The sequence below is a fragment of the Clostridium sp. 1001271st1 H5 genome (genome assembly GCF_005845215.1).
GTDB lineage: Bacteria > Bacillota > Clostridia > Lachnospirales > Lachnospiraceae > Enterocloster.
The window spans coordinates 200,459-222,607 of sequence record NZ_SPHO01000007.1 but is presented as its reverse complement, the minus strand read 5'-3'; the positions used below and the strand labels follow the sequence as shown (position 1 = coordinate 222,607).

19 protein-coding genes are annotated in these 22,149 nt (G+C 53.1%); all 19 read left to right on the top strand.

The window, feature by feature from the left end; translation table 11 throughout:
• Window positions 1-227: 227 nt before the first annotated feature.
• Entirely contained in the window at window positions 228-2,048 is a 1,821-nt protein-coding gene (locus FGS84_RS13045) for a M28 family peptidase (RefSeq protein ID WP_243129963.1), read from the top strand.
• A 22-nt stretch (window positions 2,049-2,070) separates the two neighbouring features.
• The gene (locus FGS84_RS13040; RefSeq protein ID WP_138308897.1) at window positions 2,071-3,039 is read left to right on the top strand and encodes an ABC transporter permease; all 969 of its coding nucleotides are present in this window, start codon (window positions 2,071-2,073) and stop codon (window positions 3,037-3,039) included.
• Window positions 3,036-3,950, top strand: a complete 915-nt coding sequence (locus tag FGS84_RS13035; protein ID WP_138308895.1) for an ABC transporter permease — start codon at window positions 3,036-3,038, stop codon at window positions 3,948-3,950. The genes FGS84_RS13040 and FGS84_RS13035 overlap by 4 nt, the downstream gene beginning before the upstream one ends.
• Window positions 3,951-3,964: 14 nt before the next feature.
• Complete coding sequence (locus FGS84_RS13030; protein WP_138308893.1) at window positions 3,965-4,951, top strand: ABC transporter ATP-binding protein; 987 nt, start codon at window positions 3,965-3,967, stop codon at window positions 4,949-4,951.
• Window positions 4,951-5,916 (top strand): oligopeptide/dipeptide ABC transporter ATP-binding protein, encoded by a 966-nt coding sequence (locus tag FGS84_RS13025; protein ID WP_138308890.1) that lies wholly within the window; start codon window positions 4,951-4,953, stop codon window positions 5,914-5,916. Before FGS84_RS13030 ends, FGS84_RS13025 begins: the two co-directional genes overlap by 1 nt.
• A 43-nt stretch (window positions 5,917-5,959) precedes the next feature.
• Entirely contained in the window at window positions 5,960-7,498 is a 1,539-nt protein-coding gene (locus tag FGS84_RS13020; protein ID WP_138308888.1) for an ABC transporter substrate-binding protein, read from the top strand.
• Between the two features lie 77 nt (window positions 7,499-7,575).
• A complete protein-coding gene (locus FGS84_RS13015; RefSeq protein ID WP_138308886.1) occupies window positions 7,576-8,808 on the top strand; it encodes a M20 family metallopeptidase in 1,233 nt (410 codons plus the stop codon).
• 41 nt (window positions 8,809-8,849) lie between these two features.
• Window positions 8,850-10,688, top strand: a complete 1,839-nt coding sequence (locus FGS84_RS13010) for a histidine kinase (protein ID WP_138308884.1) — start codon at window positions 8,850-8,852, stop codon at window positions 10,686-10,688.
• On the top strand, window positions 10,682-12,259 hold the full coding sequence (locus tag FGS84_RS13005) for a response regulator (RefSeq protein ID WP_138308882.1): 1,578 nt from the start codon (window positions 10,682-10,684) through the stop codon (window positions 12,257-12,259). The genes FGS84_RS13010 and FGS84_RS13005 overlap by 7 nt, the downstream gene beginning before the upstream one ends.
• A gap of 170 nt (window positions 12,260-12,429) precedes the next feature.
• Window positions 12,430-13,851: a sugar ABC transporter substrate-binding protein gene (locus tag FGS84_RS13000; protein WP_138308880.1), complete on the top strand. Its 1,422-nt coding sequence runs from the start codon at window positions 12,430-12,432 to the stop codon at window positions 13,849-13,851.
• A 104-nt stretch (window positions 13,852-13,955) separates the two neighbouring features.
• The gene (locus FGS84_RS12995) at window positions 13,956-14,840 is read left to right on the top strand and encodes a sugar ABC transporter permease (protein ID WP_138308878.1); all 885 of its coding nucleotides are present in this window, start codon (window positions 13,956-13,958) and stop codon (window positions 14,838-14,840) included.
• Entirely contained in the window at window positions 14,830-15,666 is an 837-nt protein-coding gene (locus FGS84_RS12990; RefSeq protein ID WP_138308875.1) for a carbohydrate ABC transporter permease, read from the top strand. The genes FGS84_RS12995 and FGS84_RS12990 overlap by 11 nt, the downstream gene beginning before the upstream one ends.
• A 39-nt stretch (window positions 15,667-15,705) precedes the next feature.
• Window positions 15,706-16,992 carry an amidohydrolase family protein gene (locus FGS84_RS12985; RefSeq protein WP_138308873.1) on the top strand — a complete coding sequence of 429 codons (1,287 nt, stop codon included), beginning with the start codon at window positions 15,706-15,708 and terminating at the stop codon, window positions 16,990-16,992.
• Window positions 16,993-16,994: 2 nt separating this feature from the next.
• Entirely contained in the window at window positions 16,995-18,101 is a 1,107-nt protein-coding gene (locus tag FGS84_RS12980; RefSeq protein ID WP_138308871.1) for a D-TA family PLP-dependent enzyme, read from the top strand.
• A 61-nt stretch (window positions 18,102-18,162) separates the two neighbouring features.
• Window positions 18,163-19,278 carry a M20 family metallopeptidase gene (locus tag FGS84_RS12975; RefSeq protein WP_138308868.1) on the top strand — a complete coding sequence of 372 codons (1,116 nt, stop codon included), beginning with the start codon at window positions 18,163-18,165 and terminating at the stop codon, window positions 19,276-19,278.
• Between the two features lie 27 nt (window positions 19,279-19,305).
• The gene (locus FGS84_RS12970; RefSeq protein WP_330640857.1) at window positions 19,306-19,773 is read left to right on the top strand and encodes a RidA family protein; all 468 of its coding nucleotides are present in this window, start codon (window positions 19,306-19,308) and stop codon (window positions 19,771-19,773) included.
• 111 nt (window positions 19,774-19,884) lie between these two features.
• Entirely contained in the window at window positions 19,885-20,829 is a 945-nt protein-coding gene (locus tag FGS84_RS12965) for a 2-hydroxyacid dehydrogenase (protein WP_138308861.1), read from the top strand.
• A 7-nt stretch (window positions 20,830-20,836) separates the two neighbouring features.
• Window positions 20,837-21,109 (top strand): acylphosphatase, encoded by a 273-nt coding sequence (locus tag FGS84_RS12960; protein WP_138308858.1) that lies wholly within the window; start codon window positions 20,837-20,839, stop codon window positions 21,107-21,109.
• Between the two features lie 16 nt (window positions 21,110-21,125).
• Window positions 21,126-21,965 carry a YihY/virulence factor BrkB family protein gene (locus FGS84_RS12955; RefSeq protein ID WP_138308856.1) on the top strand — a complete coding sequence of 280 codons (840 nt, stop codon included), beginning with the start codon at window positions 21,126-21,128 and terminating at the stop codon, window positions 21,963-21,965.
• The last annotated feature ends 184 nt before the right edge of the window (window positions 21,966-22,149 follow it).

Genomic DNA, 22,149 nt, shown 5'->3' with positions numbered 1-22,149 from the left:
GCTGGAATATGAATCTGATTTCAGGGCTTGCTGCCAGCAATGGCATCAGGCTTTTTTGTTTCCCCTGTTTCCCTGGTAATATCCATACAGGTGGGGGTAAAATTGCACAAAAGAAAACGCTAAATTCAGGGGAAAATTGTCGAAATAGGTTGACTATGTAAATGGGCCTATTTATAATTAAAAAATGTGGTTTTTACAAAAATTTTATAATCATGGAAAGTTAAGGAATGAATATGGACAGCTGGGCAGAAATGGAAGAAGAAATCCTGCGGGAACTGAATCTTGGCAGGATGAAGGAGGATGCTGAGGTTTTCAGCAGATTGGAGAGATACTCCGGTTCAGAGGCCGGGGAAGCAGCCGTGGATTACCTGGTTCAGGAGCTTAAAGCAGCGGGAATCGGGTATGAAAGGCATTATTATGAGCTTATGAGAAGCCTGCCTGTACAGGCTTCTGTTCGTGTAAAGAAACCGGGAGAGCTTGATTTCACCGTGGAGGCCATTGCGGCTGTGTACAGCGGCGAAGCCCATGGGCTTGAGGGTGAGCTGGTCTGGGATTGGATGTGCGACAAAGGCCCGCTGACCGGCGTGGAACAGGAAAAACGGTTCAGTGCGTTTAAGGGAAAGATTGTCCTGACCTATGATATCAGCTTTCCCTTTTATTATGAAGCTGCAAGGGCAGGAGCCCTGGGCATCATCGCCATATGGCCCAAGGACATCCACCATCACGACACCATGGGTGGTGTGTGGGGAATGCCTGGAAGCCGCGACAGGGATTTGTATCCCTATCTTCCCTATGTGCAGATATTGGGACAGGACGGCCTGAAGCTGATTGGGATGACAGGAAATACAGCTGGAAGTACAGATGAAAATACGGCTGGAAATACAGCTGTGACCGTGCAGATGGACGTGGCCATGGACAACCGCATCGTAAGGTCCAGCATGCCGGTGGCAACGATTCCCGGTAAGAGTGAAAGCTTCGTGCTTCTCAGCGGACATTACGATTCCTGGTATGAGGGCATGACGGACAATGGCGCGGCCAATGTTCTGATGCTGGAGACAGCCAGGGCACTTAAGAAGTTCCAGGAAAAGCTGAACCGTACCGTGGTGGTTGCCTGGTGGTCCGGCCATTCGGACGGACGCTACTCCGGCTCCACCTGGTTCTGCGACCATCACTATGAATATTTGAGGAAGCACTGTGTGGCCCACATCAACATGGACATCTGCGGCTGTATGGGAAGCAATGCAGTCCGTTTTGATATGACCGGAATGGAGGGAGAGGCGTTTAATGATGAATTCCTTGCGCCTTACAACAGCCGCAAGCCTCTTCCCTACAGGGCCCTGGACCGTTCCAGCGACCAGACCTTCTGGGGAACCATGACCCCGGTTTCCATTGCGCCCCAGTTCTACATGGATGACGGGACCACGCCGCAGCCTGGAAAGACCGGCGATATCTTAAGGCCGGCTGCCATGCCGGCTGCCTTTGGGGTGGGCGGCCCATTTTACTGGTGGCACACAAAGGAGGATACCCTGGACAAGATTGGGGATGATGTGCTGGCGCGGGACTGTGAGATAGCGGCAAAGCTGGTGCTCCGCTATGCCATGGAAACGCCCCTTCCCATAGACATGGAAGGTTTTATGGATGAAATGCAGGCTTATTTTGATGCATTCGGCAGAGAACTGGATCCGGATTTCGACGTGGCGCCGGTGCAGGCTGCCATTGCCAGAACACAGGAAGCTGTAAAGAAATTGTCTGATGCAGTCCGGGCATATCCGCAGCAGGATGCGGACGCCATACTCATCCGGACAGCGGGAGAGCTGGTGCGCTTAAAATATACATATTCCAGTCCCTACGGACATGACTATGCAGTGGAGCATGAACCTTACGCAGTGTTTTCTTCCCTGCTGGGGGTGCACAGGGACAATACGCCTGAGGACCGCTACCTGATGTCCCAGACGGATTTTATCCGCCAGAGAAACAGGATGACGGGACAGCTTCATGAGGTCTGTGAGGCCATTGAATTGCAGATGTACCGCTGGCAGGTACAATAATCACTGAGAAAGGACGCGTATCATGTTACGATACATCATCAAACGTATTATATTTGCAATACCGGTGTTAATCGGAGCAACCTTCCTGGTGTTTACCATTATGGACCTTGCTCCTGGCGACCCGGCGCGTATCATTCTGGGCAGCAATGCCACGGAGGCAGCTCTTGCCTCGCTGAGGGATTCCATGGGGCTGAACGACCCGTTCCTGGTGCGGTACGGGCGGTTCATACTTGGACTTCTCCATGGGGATTTAGGCACATCCTACCGCAACGGCCAGGCCGTGTTTTCCCTGATTATGGGACGTCTGGGCAACACCGTGGTGCTGGCAACCTCAGGAATCATATTTTCTGTCATCATCGGCATTCCGGTGGGAATCATATCTGCCATCAAGCAGTATTCCACCCTGGACAATATCACCATGTTTATCACCCTGTTCCTGATGGCAGTGCCAACCTTTTGGTTTGCGTTGATTCTTGTCATTATCTTTTCGCTGAATCTGGGCTGGCTGCCGTCTTCGGGCATGCAGCACGGATTTCCGGATAATCTGATAAGCCTGATTCTGCCCACCCTGACGCTGGGGTGCGGCTATGCCGCGCTGATTGCCCGCACCACCCGCTCCTCCGTACTGGAGGTAGTGCGCCAGGATTACATTGACATGGCCAGGGCAAAGGGCCTTACGGAAAGCGCGGTCATCTGGAAGCACATGTTAAAAAATGCCCTGATTCCCATTGTCACTGTGGTGGGACTTAACTTCGGAACCCTGCTGGGAGGTTCCGTGCTGACGGAATCCATTTTCTCCTGGCCCGGAGTAGGCCGTTTTGTGGTGGATTCCATTTCCTACAAGGATACGCCTGCTGTGCTGGGAAGCGTGGTGACACTGGCAATCCTGTTTACAATCGTGAACCTGATTGTTGACCTTCTGTATGCATTTTTGGACCCCAGGATTAAATCTGAATATCAATCATCATGGAAGAGGGCAAAGAAAAAATGAGCACATTAAAGAAAACAGAGAACAATTTGGGACAGGATGAAAAGGTGCGTTCCCTGTGGAAGCAGTCGGTGATTCAGTTCAGGCACAACCGGCTGGCCGTGGTGGGTCTGGTTATCATTGTCCTGTTCATAGTTACAATCCTTACAACACTGGCCATTGACCAGATTACGAACTATTCTTTTTACAACGAATATATCATAAAGCAGGACCTTTCACTGCGTCTGGCAAAGCCCAGCCTGGCCCATCCCTTTGGATGCGATGAGTTTGGCCGCGACCTGCTTTTGCGCATCCTGTGGGGAACCAAGCTTTCGTTTGCCATCGGCGTGGTGGCCATTGCGCTGTCCGTGCTCATGGGAGCGCCCTTTGGCATGATAGCTGCATTTTACGGCGGCAAGACCGATAACGCTATCATGCGTGTCATGGACGTGCTGCTGGCAGTACCCTATATGCTGCTGGCCATGGCCATTGTTGCTGCATTGGGAACCAGCACCTTCAACCTGTTACTGGCGCTGGCCGTGTCGGGTATTGCCAAATACGCCAGAATTGCCAGGGCAGCGGTGCTCACGGTAAAGGACAGCGAATTTGTGGAGGCGGCCAGGGCCGTAGGCGCATCGGACGGCACCATTCTGTTCCAGTACATACTGCCCAATGCATTGGCTCCAATCCTGGTGCAGGTATCCCTGGGAATCGGCGATTCCATCCTGGCAGTGGCAGGTCTGTCCTATCTGGGACTGGGCGTACAGCCGCCCCAGCCGGAGTGGGGCGCAATCCTTACCACGGCAAGGACCTATATGAGGGACGCATGGCATATTTCCGTGTTCCCGGGTCTGTTCTTAATCGTGGCAGTCATTGCATTTAACCTGTTTGGGGACGGCCTTCGGGATGCCCTTGACCCAAAGCTGAAACGATAAGGGGGAGCAAAACGTTGAGTCATATATTAGAAATCAAAGATTTACAGGTACAATACCATACAGAGGACGGAACCGTATATGCGCTGAATCATGTGGACCTGGAACTGGACGACGGGGAGACACTGGGACTGGTAGGCGAGACAGGCGCGGGAAAGACCACGCTTGCCAAGAGCATTATGCGTCTGATTCCCAATCCTCCCGGCAGGATAGAGGGCGGCGTCATTGAATTTGAGGGCAGGGACCTCTTAACGGCCAGCGGTGCGGAAATGCGCGCCGTCAGAGGCAACCAGATATCCATGATTTTCCAGGACCCCATGTCATCCTTAAATCCCGTTGTCAGGGTAGGGGAGCAGATTGCGGAGGTAATCCGGGTCCATGAAAAATGCACCAAGAAGGAAGCCGAGGAAAAGGCCATGGAAATGCTGGAGACAGTGGGTATTCCGGCGGAGAGGGCAGGGGATTTCCCGCACCAGTTCTCAGGGGGCATGAAGCAGAGGGTGGTTATCGCCATTGCCCTGGCCTGCAACCCCAAGGTGCTTATAGCGGACGAGCCCACAACAGCGCTGGATGTGACCATCCAGGCCCAGGTGCTGGAGATGATGCGGCGCCTTAAGGATAAATACCATACGGCCACACTTCTGATTACCCATGATTTAGGCGTGGTTGCCCAGATGTGTGAGAAGGTGGCCATCATATACGCAGGGGAGGTTGTGGAGAGCGGAACGGTCCTGGATATCTATAAGCATACCCTGCATCCCTACACCGAGGGACTGCTGGGAGCCATTCCCCAGGTGCACCTGCACGTACACAGGCTGAATCCCATTGACGGGCTGATGCCGGACCCAACGGTGCAGAGGACAGGATGTCCCTTTGCGGACAGATGCAAATATGCCTTTGAACGGTGCAGCACGGAGCATCCCCGGTTCATGGATGCCGGAAACGGCCACAAGGTGCGCTGTTTCAAGGTGGAGAATGAGTTGAGGAAAGGGGCAGGGGAGTGATGGAACACCAGGGACTGTTAGAAGTAAGAAATCTGAAGAAATATTTTGATACGCCCCGCGGACCCCTTCAGGCCGTGGATAACATATCCTTTTCCATTGAAAAGGGAAAGACACTGGGCGTGGTAGGGGAGTCGGGCTGCGGCAAATCCACTCTGGGCCGCACCATATTGAGGCTTCAGGAACCCACGTCCGGGGAAATCTGGTTTGGCGGACAGGATATTGTGAAGTACGACAAGAAGCAGGTGAAGGCCCTGCGGTCCAGGATGCAGATTATTTTCCAGGACCCCTACTCTTCCCTGAATCCGCGTATGACGGTGAGCCAGGCCATTGAGGCGCCGTTGGTGCTCCAGGGCATCTATAAGAAGAACGACAGGGAAGGCCTTCAGAAAAAGGTCAGGGAGATGATGGACCTGGTGGGGCTGGCATACCGGTTTGCCAATTCCTATCCCCATGAGCTGGACGGAGGCCGCAGGCAGAGAATCGGTATTGCCAGGGCTCTGGCGCTGAACCCGGAATTCGTTGTCTGCGATGAGCCGGTGTCGGCCCTGGACGTGTCCATTCAGGCTCAGGTGCTGAACCTGATGCAGGACCTTCAGGAGCAGATGGGACTTACCTATCTGTTCATCACCCATGATTTATCGGTGGTGAAGCATCTTTCCGACGACATTGTGGTTATGTACCTGGGACAGCTGGTGGAGAGGGCCAAGCCGGATGAGCTCTTTGAACATCCCATGCATCCTTACACCCAGGCATTATTGTCAGCCATCCCTATCCCGGACCCCACCATTAAGATGGAACGGGAGATATTGAACGGGGAGCTGAGCTCTCCCATCAACATGGGAGAGGGATGCAGGTTTGCAAAGCGGTGTCCCAGGGCAACCCCGGAATGCGGGCGGCCCATACATGAGATTGAGGCTTCACCGGGGCATTTTGTATCGTGTCATCTTCTCTGCAGCGGTAAATAGGCAGGGAGTTGAATATAATGAATAATTTCAGGAGGATATATGTATGAAAAAAGCAATTGCCGTGTGTCTTATCGCCTGTATGGTGATGACAGGCTGCGGCGGCAGTAAGGGCGGAGCAGAAACACCCCAGGAAACAGTGGCTGGAAGCGACGGACAGAATGTGAAGATTAAGGATGAAATCATATTCTGCCAGGGCAATGACCTGACCACGCTGGATGCAACCATCGGACAGCAGGAGAGGGCCTACTCCATCTCCAACAACATGTTTGACCCGCTGCTCACCTATGATTCCGGCATGAAGATGCAGCCGTGCCTTGCAACCGAGTACCAGTGGGCGGACGACACCACCCTGAAGCTGACCCTCAGGGAGGGCGTAAAGTTCCATGACGGCTCTGATATGAATGCAGAGGACGTGAAGTTCACCCTGGACCTCATCGACCAGAGGGGAGCGCTGTTTGTGGGCAATTACGACGGCTGCACCATTGATGATGACTACCATGTAACGGTTAAGCTCAAAGCTCCCAACCCGGCTTTCTTAAGCATACTGACCCTGCCCCAGGCTTCCGTGGTGCCTGCGGAATATGATGAGGCAACCTTTGGCTCCAATCCAATCGGTACAGGCCCTTATAAATTAAAGGAGGCAGTGGAAGGCGATTATTATACCCTTGAGCGCTTTGATGATTACTGGGGCGGCCCGGCAAAGACAAGGCTCCTGACCATGAAAATCGTGCCTGAGGCTTCCCAGCGCACCATGATGCTGGAAACAGGCGAGGTGGATGTGGCTTATGAGGTTCCCAACAATGATATCTCCCGTATCCAGGAGAATAAGGACCTTCAGATTCTCACCAGCCCGTCCATGAAAATCATCCTTATGGAGCTGAACTGCAGTTCCGACGGCCCTGTGGGCAGCCCGGATGTCCGCAAGGCAGTGGAGTGCGCCATCAACAAGCAGACCATTGTGGATTCCCTGCTCTATGGATTCGGAACCGTATCCGACAACATCATACCTCAGTCCGCCCAGGATTACCGGGAATACGAGACAAACGGATATGACCCGGAGAAGGCAAAATCCCTTCTGGACCAGGCAGGCTACGGCAGCGGCATTACACTGACCCTGTGGACCAACTCCAACCAGACCAACACGGAGATTGCCCAGGTGCTTCAGAGCCAGCTGGCCGAGGTGGGAATCACCCTCAACATTGTGACCCAGGATGACAATACATCCTTCTCCCTGATTGAGGCCGGCGAGGACTTTGACCTGATGCTGGATTTCTGGCAGACCAATACAGGACATGCGGACTATGTGTTTAACGGAATGCTGCTGTCCACCTCTGTCAATAACTTCTCCCGGTATTATAACCCGGAATTCGATGAGACATATGTGAAGTATGCATCCACCGGCGAGGGCGAGGAGAGGGAAGCGCTTTTGAAGCAGCTTTACGATGACATGGTTACAGACACCCCAATCATCGGCCTTTACAGCGAGACAAAGGTGATTGCAGCCACCGGAAAGCTTCAGGGACTGATGCTGAGCCAGATTGGCGCACATGAGTACCAGAATGCGGTGGTAACAGAAGAGTAACAGGGCCTGAAGGCCGTTGCATGACCGGGAGGAACCTTTTCCTCCCGGTTTTGTATTAGAGAGAAAGGCGGTAGAGAATGGAAGGGACGAAAGAATATGTGGCAGGACAGGCGGAGGCAATCAGGGAGGAGCTGATACAGCTGTCCCATGATATACACAGCCACCCGGAGTGCGGGTTTGAGGAATATTACGCCTGTGACAGGATTGCAGGATTGCTGCGTTCACATGGTTTCCGGGTGGATACAGGAACCGGGGGTCTGGCAACCGCGTTTACAGCGGTGAAAAAAAGCGGCGTGTCCAGCGGATGCCAGAATGGGCCAAAGATTGCCTTTCTGGCCGAGTACGATGCGCTGGAGGGACTGGGCCACGGGTGCGGGCACAACATGATTGCAGCCATGGCAGCCGGGGCAGGCATAGCCCTTTCCTCTGTACTGGACCGCCTGGGCGGAACCGTATACGTCATAGGGACTCCGGGGGAGGAGACAAAGGGCGGAAAAATCCTTATGCAGGCACAGGGCGCCTTTGCGGATGTGGATTATGTGCTGATGTGCCATCCCACCTCCGGCCCCTCCATGGTGCAGCGCAGCGCCAGGGGATGCACCACTGTTTATGCGGGCTTTACCGGAAAATCAGCCCATTCCTCCAACCCTGCATCGGGAATCAATGCCCTCACAGCGGTCAGGGCTGCCTTTTCCAATATTGACCTGATGCATCCCTGCTTCCGTTTTCAGGATACGGTCAACGGCGTCATCCGCCAGGGAGGCCAGGCCAACAATGTGATTCCGGGGGAGGCATCCTGTGAATTCTGCCTGCGCTCCAGGACCCTGGGGGATTTGGAGCGTCTGGTGGGAATCGTGAAGCACTGTGCGGAAACTGCAGCCATGCTCACAGGGGCCAGGGCGGACATACATGTGGACCCCCTGTTTTCCGAACGTTATCCCAATATCCCCATGGGCCAGGCCTTTAAGGAGAACCTGGAATCACTGGGGGAGCCTGTTTCCTACCCCGACCCCATGGGCTTTTACGGCTCATCGGATGTAAGCAATCTCTCGCTTCACATGCCGGTGATTCATGAATATATATCCATTGCGCCAGGGGAGGTCAACGGCCATTCACCGGAGTTTGCGGCGGCTGCTGCATCGGAGAAAGGGGACAGGGCGTGTATCCTGGGGGCAAAGGCCCTGGCCATGACAGGGTTTGATATACTCAGCAGCAGCCGGCTCCAGAGGGAGATACAGGAGGCATTTGAGAGGCAGGTGCCCGCGATGTACAGGACCCAGGATTGTCCGGGAAATAAAAGAATGTTATAATGAGTTGGACGGCCGTCTGGCCGTCCAGGGGGGACGGTTTGATGAAGAGGATGAAGGTAAACCTGAGGATTAAAATCATATATACATGTATTATCGCTGTCTTTATCAGCGTGTTCCTCATCATGCACTACTCCTTTAACCGCAGCAGGAATCTGCTCATCACCCAGGAGGCAGGCATCATATCCCAGTACATGAACCGCAACGAGCTGGCGCTGACCGATGTGACGGATTCCATACGCAAGCTGTCGGCTGCATCCAGCACCAACAAGCAGGTGGCCTCCTACTTAAACCAGTCCTATGACGGAAAGGTATATTCCTCGGAGAATGTCAGCCGCATCCGGGCTGTGGAGGAAACCCTGACCTTTTACAGGAATATATTCTTTGATTACAGGCTCCATTACATCATCCTGGGAGCCGATGCAACAGTGTACAGCGTGGCGGACGGGATTGACAACAGCAGTTATTTTGGGGAGAAGTTTGCCCAGAGCGTCAAACAGCAGCCGTGGTACCGGGAATTCCTGGAGGGCAAGGAAGTGTCCGGGTGGATTGCGCCCTGTATTTACAATGACAAGGGTGTGTTCAAGGACCGGATTGAATCAGGAAAGGACGAGGATTTTATCCTGTTTATCCGCCGGATTAAGGATTATAATTCCCTGAAATTCCTTGGGGTGTCCTTTGTGTCCTTTCCCACGGAAAATCTTTCCCAGGTGCTGATTCCCTATGACGGCGCGGTGCTGGCCCTCTTTGACCAGGGAAACCATCTGATTTATGCCACGGAGCACAGTGATATTCTGGATGATATATCAGCGGGCAGGCTGAACGGGGATTTCCGGGAGGACCAGGATTATTTTCATTATACAAAGGGCGGGGAGGAGTATCTGGTGAACCATGTGACCATGGCCGGCACAGGCTGGCGCATGGTGAACCTGGTGCCCCTTGCCCACATTACCCAGGCAGTGGACAAGCTCCACAGTACGGTGAATTCCCTGACCATGCTCATGGCCCTGGGGGCCTGCGCGGTCTGCCTTGCCATGTATTTCTATGTCAATGCGCCTCTTAACCGGCTGATTCATAAGGTGAGCGGGGTGAACATAGGCGGTACAAAAATCGCCGACATGGAGGACGCAAAGGGCAGGCAGATGCCTGTGTTCGGAATCGTGGAGGCGGAGCGGGAAATCAGCAGGATGGTGGATTACATAGAGAAACTCTCGGCCCAGACCATCAAGCAGAAGGAAATAGAGCAGAATCTCCGCTATGAGATGCTCCGGGCCCAGATTAACCCCCATTTCCTTTTCAACACGTTAAATGTAATCAAGTGGTCCGCCATGATATCCGGGGCAGGCAACATAGCGGACATGATTACCTCCCTTGGAATCCTTCTGGAGAACACCATGAACCGGAGGGAGGAGGAAGTGCCTCTGAAGGAGGAAATGCGTGTTGTCAGGGCATGGGTGGAAATCAAAAACTGGGGACTTAAGAACCGGATTGAGCTGGTGACGGACATCCCACAGGAGCTGGAGGAGTTCAGGGTCATTAAGTTCTTCCTCCAGCCGCTAGTGGAGAATGCGGTGCTCCACGGCATGGGAGAGGTGCTACACGGCACCATATGGATTACGGCTGAACAGTATGGGGAGCGGGTCTGCGTCACGGTGCAGGATAACGGTGCGGGCATGGAGCAGGGAAAACTGGATGAGGTGCTGAAGGAGCTGGATGAAAACAGCAAGAAACGCCATGTGACCGGAATCGGGCTCACCAGCATCCATGAGCTGATGAAAGCCAGGTACGGAGCGGATTACGGGCTCTATATTGAATCCAGGGTAGGATACGGAACAAAGGTTTTTGCAGTATTTCCATATGGGGGAGGAAACGGGTCATGCTGAAGGTAATGATTGTGGATGATGAAATCATAGTTAGGGTGGGATTCCAGTCATGCATTAACTGGGAAGCCTACGGATGCAGGGTGGTATCCACCTGTGAATCCGGAAAGGACGCAGTGGAGTGCATGAACCGGGATGTGCCTGATATCGTGTTTACGGACATTATGATGCCCGGCATGGACGGAATCCAGCTGGTGAAGTATATAAGGGAGAACCACCCGGATACAAAGGTTGTGGTTTTGAGCTGCGTGGATGAGATTGACTATGTGAAGAAGGCCATCAAGCTGGGGGCGGAGGACTATATACTTAAGCTGTCCTTTACCCAGGATACTTTGGTGGAGCTTATCACAAGGTTAAAGGCCATGATAGAGGAGGAACAGAAGAAGGCGGGCCGGGGCAGCCTGGACATGAAGGTGCAGTCCTTTAACCGGGAGGAGGACTTAAAGACCCTGCTGCTGGGAAATCACGGGCCTGGGGACAATGAAATGCTGCTGGACCGGCTGGGATATACCTATAATCCCTTTGAAACTTACCGGGCAGGCTGTTTTCTGGTGGACAGTGAACGGATGAACCGTCCGGGCAGCAGCACGGACGCCCATATCAGAAGGTACGGCCTTTTGAACATAATCCGGGAGTACTTTGAAGAGCTGCCGAAATCAGACCTGGCTTTTACCGGCGAGAATGAAATTGTGGTCCTGTTCAGAAGCGTGGGAGGGGACCGTGCGGACTGTTTTTTTCCGGACACCCTGGATTTGCTCAATCATGCTTTAAAGACCCACCTGAACCTGACCCTTTCCATGGGACTGGGCCAGGAGTGCTTAAGCCGCATGGACATTCCGGCCGGTTTCGCCCAGGCCAGGAGGCTGGCGGCCCTGCGCTTCTTTGACGGTCCGGCCGCCTTTCACAGCAAGAAGGAGGAAACAGGCCGTCCCTTCATCACAAAAAGGAGTGTGCAGCGGAACATGCAGGAGGCCATATTCAGGCAGGATGCAGATGAGGCATTCCGGCTGATTGACAGCTGGTTTGAGGAGATGGCGGGATTCCGGTCCTTTGACCAGATACAGGCCATACGACGCGGCGTGGTGGAGACATGGGTGTTCATATCAGGATATTCCATTCCCGAGGGAACGGATGTGCCTGAATACGATGAGATATACTCCACCGGGGATTTCTGGGGAGCCGAGACACTGACGGAGTTAAAGGGCTGTTTTAAGGCAGCGGTGCAGTCCGTGGTGGATTATTTACTGGCCAATAAGAGCGCGAATCCGGAGATTACCAGGTTTCTTCAGTACCTGGAGGACCATGTGGATGAGAATATAAGCCTGGAGGAAGCAGCCGGATGGTGCGCCCTGGGAAAAAGCCAGTTCTGCATCCTGTTTAAGAAGGCTGCCGGGGACACCTTTGTGAATTATTTCAACCGGCTGAAGATGAAAAAGGCGTTTACCCTTCTTGGCAGCTCCAATATCCAGGTCCAGGAGGCGGCCAGCCGGATAGGCATACATGACATCTCCTATTTCAGCCGCCTGTTCAAAAAATATTACAATATGAGTCCCAGTGACGTGCGGAAATTGTGAAAATCATACAATATTTAAAAAGAATCATACAATAATTCAAATAAAAAATAGGGATTATTTTTGGTGGACAATAATACCAATAATCCCTATTTTTTTAAATTCCAAATCAGGGAATGAACATTTATACTATGCTTACAGTTTAAGAAAACGTGAATAGAAGGAGGGTATTTATGAAACGTAAAATTTGTATGGCTTTAAGCGCAGTAATGCTGGCGGGGTCACTTGCAGGCTGTTCCGGGGGGACCAGCGGACTGCCGGGTGATACGTCCAAGGCTTCGGAGGCTCCGGCCGGCAAGGAAGCAGAGGGGACATCCGGGGAAACCGCCGCAGGGGAGGCAGGGGAAAAGCCCTATGCCGGCACAACAATCCGTGTCCTCAGTATGACAGGACAGATTTCAGATGCGATTGAAGCGTATCTGGATGATTTTGAGGAGGAGACAGGAATCAAGGTGAATCTGGAGCTGTACGGGGAAGCCCAGCTTCGCGAGAAGATAACCACGGAATTTCTGGCAGGCTCCTCCACCATTGACGCGTTCCTCATGAGCCCGCTGCAGGACATGGCGGCTTACAGCAATAACGGATGGATTGAACCGCTGGATGAATATTTAGAGGACCCGGAATTTGACTGGGAAGACTTCTCGTCGGCACCCATGGAACAGATAAAGATTAAGTCTGACGGGGCCATCGGAGCCCTTCCCCTGTATTCTTCCGTACAGCTGATGTTCTACCGGAAGGATGTATTTGAGGAAAAGGGAGTGAAGGTTCCCACAAATTACGATGAGCTGCTGGATGTATGCGGGAAAATCAATGACCCTGCAGGCAATTTTTATGCCATTGCCTGCCGCGGCGAGAAGATAGCCCTGACCTCCCAGTTTTCACCCTTCCTTTACGGATTTGGCGGCGCTTATTTCAAGGACGGCACATGCGCCTTTAACACGCCCGAGAACCTGGAAGCAGCTAAATTCTATGGAAAGCTGCTGGGGGACTATGCTCCGGAGGGCATACTGACCGCAGGATATTCCCAGATGACCCAGCTGTTCAACGCCGGACAGGTAGGCATGTGCGTGGATGCCATTGCCCTGTATCAGACTTTGATAGACCCCAATGAGTCTTCCTTCTACGACAAGGTAGGGGTTGCTCCCATTCCGGAAGGTCCTGCAGGACGCCAGTCCTATAAGCAGGTGGTGTGGGGCGCATCCATTTACTCAGGCTCTAAGAACAAGGAGGCTGCATGGGAATTCCTCAAATATGCGGCAGGCAAGGATATTGCGGCCGACATCACTCCAAAGGGAATGCCCACCTTCAGGGCTTCCGTATGGGACGATGAGCGCGTCACAGCCGCCATGCCGGAAGACTACATCCAGGCATACAATGAAGAGATTCAGGCTGATACCACCAACCAGTACGGACTTCCCAGGATGACCGCCGTATCAGAGGCCAGGGACGCCATGGGCGAGGCCATTGTGTACTCCATTGAGACAAAGGGAGAGGGACCGGATTTGGAGAGCAAGATGAATGCAGCGGCGGAAAAGGTGGACCAGCTCCTTAAGGATGCAGGTGAGTACGGCGCGGATTATCCCTATGAGGATTAAAGCGTGTCCCGAAGGCTGATTCAGCCGGACGTGCTTTGGAGACAATGGAAAGGAGCCTGCAATGATTACCAGGCTCCTTTCTGACAACAGAGAGGGATGTGTATATGAACAATTTTGTCAACAAACATATTAAGTGGGTCTTTTCCCTGCCTGCCCTTATTTTTATGATGGCCATGATTGCGGTTCCCATTGCAATGACTTTCATATTCAGCCTGAATGACTGGAACCTGCTGATGGGGAACGGCATGCGCTTTAACTGGGGAAAGAATTATCTGGATGTGCTGGCCAGCAGGGAATTCTGGCAGTCTCTGGGAATTACATTTTACTACACAGCCATTGCAACGGTGGCTGAGATGCTGCTGGGTCTTGCCATTGCCCTTGTACTGAATAAGGATTTCAGGGGCAAGAACGGGGTGAAGGCAGTGGTGCTGCTGCCATACATGATGGCGCCTGTGGCAGTGGGCCTGATGTGGATGCTGTTCTATGAGCCGTCCTCGGGCCTGCTGAATTATATCTTTACAACCGTGGGCCTTCCCAGGTCAGCCTTTGTGTCGGCAAAGCAGACGGTCATTCCCGCCATTGCAGCGGTGGAGACATGGCAGATGACTCCCATGGTGGTGATTGTATGTCTGGCAGGACTTTCGTCGCTTCCAACAGACCCAATGGAGGCTGCCAGGGTGGACGGGGCAACGCCCATACAGACATTTTTCCAGGTGACCCTGCCTCTTCTCACCCAGACCCTGTTTTCCATCGGCCTGCTGCGGTTCATAGACGTGTTCAAGTCCTTTGACCTGATTTACGCCATGACAAAGGGTGGACCGGCCAATGCATCCAGGACACTTAACCTGTTTGCCTATGAGACGGCATTTTCCTATTACAAATTCGGCCTTTCATCTACAATGCTCATAATATTGTTTGTGATTGTGCTGCTGCTCAGCGTTTTAGTCATGAAGATACAGAGAAAGTTGGTGGCGTATTATGGGGGTTAATAAGTTCAGGACAAAGAAGATTATCTCAAAATTATTATTTGGCATCCTGGTCCTGATTATCGTGATACCGATTCTGTTCCCGCTGTATTTTGTGCTCATTTCTTCCTTTAAAAATATGGCCCAGGTGTATATCATGCCTCCCAAGCTGTTTGGATTCAAACCCATACTGGATAACTACATTTACATATTTAAGACCCAGCACTACGGCACCTATATGCTGAATTCCACCATTGTAGCAGTGGCGTCCACAGCGCTGTCCCTGCTCCTGGGAGTACCGGCAGCCTATGCAATTGCCAGATATAAAATGGGAAAGGCCAACACAGCCATCCTTACGGCCCGCCTTCTGCCCAACATATCCATTCTGCTGCCCTATTATTTCATATTTTCCAAGCTGCGCATGATTGATACCTACGGCGTGCTGATTCTCAGCCACATGGTATTGTCCCTTCCGCTGATTGTGTGGATTATGGTGGGATTTTTCAGTGATTTGCCATTGGAACTGGAGGAGGCAGCCATTGTGGACGGCTGTACCAGGCAGAAGTGTTTTAAGGACGTCCTTCTGCCCATCAGCGCGCCCGGATTAGTGACCTGCTCCACCCTTTCGTTCCTGGGCTCCTGGAACAACTTCCAGTTTGCCCTTATCCTCAGCGGTGAGAAGACAAGAACCCTTCCTGTCTCCCTGCAGTATTTTGTGTCGGGCGCAGACATACGCTGGGGCCGTATGCTGGCAGCCACCATTGTGGTTATTGTGCCAACCATCATCCTGACCATGATACTGCAGAAATACATTGTTCAGGGCATGACGGCCGGAGCGGTAAAGGGGTAGGAACCCAGGCCGGAAAAGCGCGCAGCAGAGGAGGAATTCATGGAGATACCGGTGCTGGTCCATGGGAAGGGAATTTATGATTCTCTTTCAAGGAAAATGAAATATACAGGGATGGTTCTGGAGAAAAGCCGGATTAAGGAGATGGGGCGCTTTGAGGAACTGGCCCAGGCGCATCCCGGCGCAAGGATTATGGATTGTTCGGACAGCTATATCCTGCCTGGTCTGATTAATACCCATGTGCATCTGGAGTTTACGCCCTCCGGGGATACTTATGGAGCCTACATCAGGGAGGACAGAGGGACCCGTCTGGCCGGGGCCATGGAACACGCCAGGATGCTTTTGCGCTCAGGCGTGACAACGGTCCGGGACGCGGGAAGCTCCATGGACCTGGTGAGGGCCTTAGGCTCAGATAATCCCATGGACCTGGAAACAGGTCCGGACCGGAAGAAAGCCGTGGCGGAGACAGGGGCGGACCTGCCAAGGATTCAGGCAGCGGGCATGCCTCTGACCCCGGATGGAGGACATCTGGCATTCTTAGGAAAGACCTCCAACGGTGCGCAGGGATTGATACAGGCCGTGAAAGAACGCAAATCAGCGGGCTGCGGCTGCATCAAGCTGATTGTCAGCGGAGGCCAGCTTACCCCCGGCTCCATACCGGAGCGCGACACCTACAGCAGGGAGGAAATCCGGGCGGCAGTGGAGACGGCTCATGAACTGGGACTTCCCACAGCAGCCCACTGCCTGACAACCAGCTCCTGTGTGAACGCCCTGGAGGCCGGGGTGGACAGCCTGGAACACTGCGCCTGTTTCAGGCGGAACCATCGTACGGGGCTTTTGGAACGGTGTTATGAGCCGGATGTGATGGAACGGTTTTGCGGGAACAACCGTTTTTTCATGGCAGGTATATCCAACAACTACCATATGCTGGACCCTGCCAGGGATGGCGTGAAAAAACCGGATGAGCGGGAAGCCTTTTTCCTGGAGCAGGAAAAGCGGGAATGTGAGATTTTCGCCCGCCTGTCTGATTTGGGAATGCGTCCCGTGATTGGAACGGATGCAGGCTGCGGATTCACCTTTTTCCATGAGACCTGGCTGGAGATGGAGCTTTTATGCAGGAGGTGCGGCCTTACGCCGGAGGAAGTGATTCAAGCGGCCACGCTGGAGGGCGCCAGGGCTTTGGGGTTGGGGGACTTCCTGGGCATGCTGGCCCCAGGATATGAAGCGGATTTTATAGCAGTGGAACGGAGCCCCCTGGAGGACATAGAAGCGTTCCGGCATGTGAGGCATGTTGTGTGCAGGGGAAAAATAATGAAACAGGGAGAATAAATATGGGACATATGTACGAACTCAGGGAAACGGAAGCAATTATATCACCCAGCCTCATTTATTATGAGGAAATCATCAGGGACAACATAAAAAAGGCAATTGGGACAGCCGGAAGCCCGGAGCGGCTTTGGCCCCATGTAAAGAGCCATAAATCCATGGACATGGTGAAGATGCAGATGGAGTACGGCATCACAAAGTTTAAGACAGCTACCGTTGCGGAGGCTGAGATGGCTGCGGAGGCAGGGGCTGAAAAGGTAATTCTGGCCTATCCGCTGATTGGTCCTAATATGGAACGTTTGGTGAAACTGGCAAAGGCGTATCCTGATACGGTTTTCTACGGCGTGGAGGATGACCGGAACCAGTTTGAAGCCCTTTCCCGGGTATGCGTGGAACAGGGGATTGTGCTGCCAATGCTGGTGGATGTGAACATGGGGATGAACCGTACCGGTGTTCCCATTGAACAGCTGGAGGAGCTTTACCGCTTCGCGTCCGCCCTTCCGGGGCTCCGCCTGTGCGGTATGCACTGTTATGATGGAAACCACAATAACAGGGATGCGGCCCTGAGACTGGCCCAGGTGGACGATACGGACAAAAAGGTGGCGGATATCATGGAGCGCCTTGTCAGGGACGGTATCTGCTGTGAAATGGCAGTGGCGGGAGGAACCCCTTCATTTCCATGCCATGCAGGCTGTACCCGGTGGTATCTGTCCCCGGGCACTGCATTCATCACGGATGCAGGGTATTACATGAACCTTCCGGATTTGGATTTCATTCCCGGCGCAGCCGTGATGACCAGGGTTATCAGCCGCCCTGCAAAGGGGGTGTTCACCACGGACCTGGGCTATAAGGGAATTGCATCCGACCCGGCGGGACAGCGGGGATATATCGTGGGACTGGAGGACGCGGTACCCATCATACACAGCGAGGAACACTGGGCGTTCCGGCTGGAGGACGAAGGCAGGATACCGGCCATAGGAACCTGTCTCTATGTGATTCCCACCCATATATGTCCCACCACGGCGCTGTATCCGGAGATACTGGTGGCAAGGAACGGGCAGGTGGCTGACAGATGGCAGGTGACGGCGAGGAACCGCAGAATCACCTATTAGGCCGTGCGATTCGTGCGGTGCAGCGTATTTCCGGGAAAGCATTAAGACAAGGAGGCATTTTGTGGATTGCATAGAACTTTTAAGGGAGCTGATTGGCTTTGACACCGTCAATCCTCCTGGAAATGAAAAACCCGCGGCCCAGTACCTGGCCGGAATCCTTAAACCTCTGGGTTTCCGGTGCGAAGTACAGGATTTAGGCGGCAGCAGGGCAAACCTGATTGCTGTCCTGGGGGATGGGGAAGGACCGGAACTTATGTTCAACGGACATCTGGACGTGGTGCCGGCCGTGGGAGAGTGGGACGGCAGTCCCTTTTCCATGGTAGAAAAGGAAGGCAGGCTGTATGGCAGGGGAACCAGCGACATGAAAGGCGGTATCGCTGCCATGTGTGAAGCCGCCATGGACTGCGCCGCCAGGAAAGAACCCATGAAGGGCTGTCTGAAGCTTCTGTTTGTGGCGGATGAGGAGTGTTCCAATCTGGGTACCTTAAGCTATCTCAGGACCCATGCCGGAGGCAGCTACGCCGTCATAGGCGAGCCCACGAATCTGGAGGTGGCGGTTGCCCACAGAGGTGTGTCCAGGGATTACATTGATGTGAAAGGAGCGCCCAGACACGCGGCCCTTCCGGAACAGGAGGATGATGCTGTGACCAGGGCATGCAGGGCGGTTCAGGCAGTCCGGGATATGAATCAGGAATTAAAACAGATTGTCCATCCGGTTCTTCCGCCCCCCGGAATTGCTGTCACTATGATGGAAGGGTATGAAAAGGACAATGTGGTGCCGGGAAATGTCCGGCTGCTTCTGGATTTCAGGATTCACCCGGGCATGGATTATGAACAGGCGGGACAGTTCCTGGACAATGGGTTTAAACGGGCCGGGCTTGACTGCTGCCAAAGGACGCCGCATTTCTATATGCCGGGAGGTGAAACCAGTCCGGATGACTGGTTTGTGAAGCTGTGCCTTAAGGAACGGGAAAAACTTCTGGGAATCAAATCATTCCCCCGGCCCTTTGACGCATCCTGCGAGCAGTGCTTTCTGGTGGAACAGGGAATCAAGACCGTCATCTGCGGTCCGGGGGATATTGCCCAGGCCCATACGGTGGGGGAATTTACCTGGGAAAAGCAGGTGAGGGATGCCGTGAGTCTGTATAAGGGCATCATTAATAAGGTTTTATATTAAATTACATATAATTAAGGAGAGATGGAAATGAGAGACGTATATGAGGTTTTAAAGGAAAAAGGAATCACCTTACCGCAGCCGCCGGCCAAGGGCGGTGTTTATACACCGGTACAGGAGCTGGGCGATAAATTTCTTTACTGCTCAGGCTGCGGTCCGGACCTGGGAAACGGAAACACGGTAGTGGGCAAGCTGGGAAAGGACCTGGCGGTTGAGGACGGGCAGAAAGCAGCTTATAACTGTATGCTGAACCTGCTGGCAAACTTACATGAAAAGACCGGGGATTTGAACCGGATTAAACGATTCGTGAAGGTACTGGCTTTTGTAAACAGTGCGGATGACTTCGGCATGCAGCCCCAGGTGGTGAACGGTGGCTCCGGCCTGATTGCAGAGCTGTTCGGTGAGGAAGCAGGACTTCCCGCCCGTTCCGCCATTGGAACCAATGCGCTGCCGGGCGGAATCGCGTGTGAGATAGAGGTTCTGGTGGAATTGGAATAACAGCGGAAATCTTATGTATTGTAAAAGCCCGTTCCCTGCTATATAATGGATAGCATAAAAAGTCAGGACACCCCTGCGGGGAGCTGACAACAGGATACGGAGGAAAATACAATGAAAATGGTAATCATCGAGCCGCTGGGCGTGGAAGAGGGAAAGCTGCTGTCCATGGCAAGGGAAGCTCTGGGAGACAGGGTGGAGATTGTGTACCACAACACAAAGACAACGGACACAGCGGAGCTGATAGAGCGCGGAAAGGATGCTGACATTATCGTGGTATCCAATCTGCCCCTGAATGCCCAGGTCATAGAAGGGTGCCGGAACTTAAAGCTTCTGGCTGTGGCGTTTACAGGCGTGGACCACATTGCCATGGATGTATGCAGGAAGAACGGTGTCACGGTCTGCAACTGCGCCGGTTATTCCACCTGCGCCGTGGCGGATTTGGTGTTCGGCATGCTAATCAGCCTGTACAGGAATGTGATACCCTGCGACAAGGTATGCCGTGAGGAAGGCACCAAGGACGGTCTGGTGGGATTTGAGCTGGAGGGTAAGAAGTTCGGCGTGGTTGGAACCGGGGCCATCGGCCTTCGGGTGGCAGCCATAGCCCAGGCCTTCGGATGCCAGGTGCTGGCTTACAGCAGGACAGCCAAGGACGTGCCGGGAATCCGCTATGTGGATTTGGAGACATTATTGTCTGAATGCGACGTGGTTTCCATCCACACCCCTCTCACTGAGGAGACCAGGGCGCTGATAAATGAGGAGCGCATCGGACGGATGAAGAAAAACGCAGTGTTAATCAACACGGCCAGAGGGCCTGTGGTTGACAGCGATGCCCTGGCCAAGGCGTTGAAGGAAGGCCGTATTGCAGGCGCCTGCATTGACGTGTTTGAAAACGAGCCGCCGGTCAGGAAGGACCATCCGCTGCTTTTGGCGCCCAATACCATCGTGACGCCCCATGTGGCCTTTGCCACCAGGGAGGCCCTGGTAAAACGTGCTGTTATTGTGTTTGACAATGTGGTACAATATCTGGATGGAACCCCCAGAAATGTAATCGGGTAACAGATGTATGAAAAAGGTCAGAAAACATATCATATTTTCCGGCAGGGTGCAGGGGGTGGGCTTCAGGTACACCGCCTGCTACCTGGCGCGTCCGCTGGGACTTACCGGGTGGGTGAAGAATCTTTGGAACGGCGATGTGGAGATGGAGGTCCAGGGAGACCCGCTGGCAATGGGCAGATTCTTAAGGAATCTGGAGCAGGGAAGGTTCATACACATTGAACATATGGAAGCAGAAGACATTCCGGTGATTGAAGAGGGCAGTTTCAGGGAACTATATTAACAGCAGTGGAGGTTTTATGTTTGGAATAATCGTGGCGGGAAAAAGGGTATATGATAAATTTGCTGAGGATGAGATGACGGTCTATGCGGCCCAGGTCTCCTTTTTTATCATACTCTCCGTTGTACCGTTCATCATGCTGCTGCTGACAGCAATCCAGATGATTCCAAGCATCAGCAATGCCAGGTTTATGGAGCTGATTGTGGGTCTGGTGCCGGTGGACTACAAGTCCCTGGCGTTCCGGGTGGTAAATGACCTGTCCTTAAAATCCCCTGCAACCATGATTTCCGTCACAGCCATCACGGCCCTGTGGTCCGCGGGACGCGGCATGTTCAGCGTGGCCAGAGGGCTTAACCGGGTAAACGGACACGGGGAAAAACGCTGGTATGTGATTAACCGGCTGATTTGCTCGGGCTACACCATTGTGTTCATCCTGGTATGCATCCTGTCCCTGGGCCTGCTGGTGTTCGGCAACATGATTCAGGCATTTATGGTGAGCCGTTTTCCCATCCTGGCGGACGTGACCACCCACATTATTAATTTCAGGGCCTTATGGGCGCTGATGATACTGATTATATTTTTCCTTGGAATTTATACCTTTGTGCCGGATAAGAGGCTGAAGCTCAGGGACCAGCTTCCGGGAGCCGTGTTCTCCACCGTGGGATGGATGGCCTTTTCCTTTGCCTTTTCCCTGTACTTCAGCCATATCGGGGGAAAGAATTACTCCTATATGTACGGAAGCCTGACTGCCATTGTGCTGCTGCTTCTGTGGCTCTATTTCTGCATGTGCATCCTGTTTTTCGGGGCGGAAATCAATTATTTCTGGAAGGAGCTGTTTCCCGGGGAAACAGCGGAGTGATTGGCCTGTGCCTGTCCTTTGGATAGGGGACAGGCTGTTTTTGTCCTTTGGATAAAACCTGCGGACGGTACCTCCTATTCGTTAAACGTATATTATATATACAAAAACAATATTTTATATATGGTTGATTCTATGTTATAATACCAGGCAGTGTGAAAAAATACAATGGATTCCGGCAGAGGAG

Coding starts and splice junctions, on each gene's coding strand:
- FGS84_RS13025 (WP_138308890.1), top strand. CDS start 4,951: ATGGAACACCAGGGACTGTTAGAAGTAAGAAATCTGAAGAAATATTTT.
- FGS84_RS13035 (WP_138308895.1), top strand. CDS start 3,036: ATGAGCACATTAAAGAAAACAGAGAACAATTTGGGACAGGATGAAAAG.
- FGS84_RS12960 (WP_138308858.1), top strand. CDS start 20,837: ATGAAAAAGGTCAGAAAACATATCATATTTTCCGGCAGGGTGCAGGGG.
- FGS84_RS12995 (WP_138308878.1), top strand. CDS start 13,956: ATGAACAATTTTGTCAACAAACATATTAAGTGGGTCTTTTCCCTGCCT.
- FGS84_RS13000 (WP_138308880.1), top strand. CDS start 12,430: ATGAAACGTAAAATTTGTATGGCTTTAAGCGCAGTAATGCTGGCGGGG.
- FGS84_RS12965 (WP_138308861.1), top strand. CDS start 19,885: ATGAAAATGGTAATCATCGAGCCGCTGGGCGTGGAAGAGGGAAAGCTG.
- FGS84_RS13010 (WP_138308884.1), top strand. CDS start 8,850: ATGAAGAGGATGAAGGTAAACCTGAGGATTAAAATCATATATACATGT.
- FGS84_RS13005 (WP_138308882.1), top strand. CDS start 10,682: ATGCTGAAGGTAATGATTGTGGATGATGAAATCATAGTTAGGGTGGGA.
- FGS84_RS12990 (WP_138308875.1), top strand. CDS start 14,830: ATGGGGGTTAATAAGTTCAGGACAAAGAAGATTATCTCAAAATTATTA.
- FGS84_RS12970 (WP_330640857.1), top strand. CDS start 19,306: ATGAGAGACGTATATGAGGTTTTAAAGGAAAAAGGAATCACCTTACCG.
- FGS84_RS13020 (WP_138308888.1), top strand. CDS start 5,960: ATGAAAAAAGCAATTGCCGTGTGTCTTATCGCCTGTATGGTGATGACA.
- FGS84_RS12985 (WP_138308873.1), top strand. CDS start 15,706: ATGGAGATACCGGTGCTGGTCCATGGGAAGGGAATTTATGATTCTCTT.
- FGS84_RS13045 (WP_243129963.1), top strand. CDS start 228: ATGAATATGGACAGCTGGGCAGAAATGGAAGAAGAAATCCTGCGGGAA.
- FGS84_RS13015 (WP_138308886.1), top strand. CDS start 7,576: ATGGAAGGGACGAAAGAATATGTGGCAGGACAGGCGGAGGCAATCAGG.
- FGS84_RS13040 (WP_138308897.1), top strand. CDS start 2,071: ATGTTACGATACATCATCAAACGTATTATATTTGCAATACCGGTGTTA.
- FGS84_RS12980 (WP_138308871.1), top strand. CDS start 16,995: ATGGGACATATGTACGAACTCAGGGAAACGGAAGCAATTATATCACCC.
- FGS84_RS12955 (WP_138308856.1), top strand. CDS start 21,126: ATGTTTGGAATAATCGTGGCGGGAAAAAGGGTATATGATAAATTTGCT.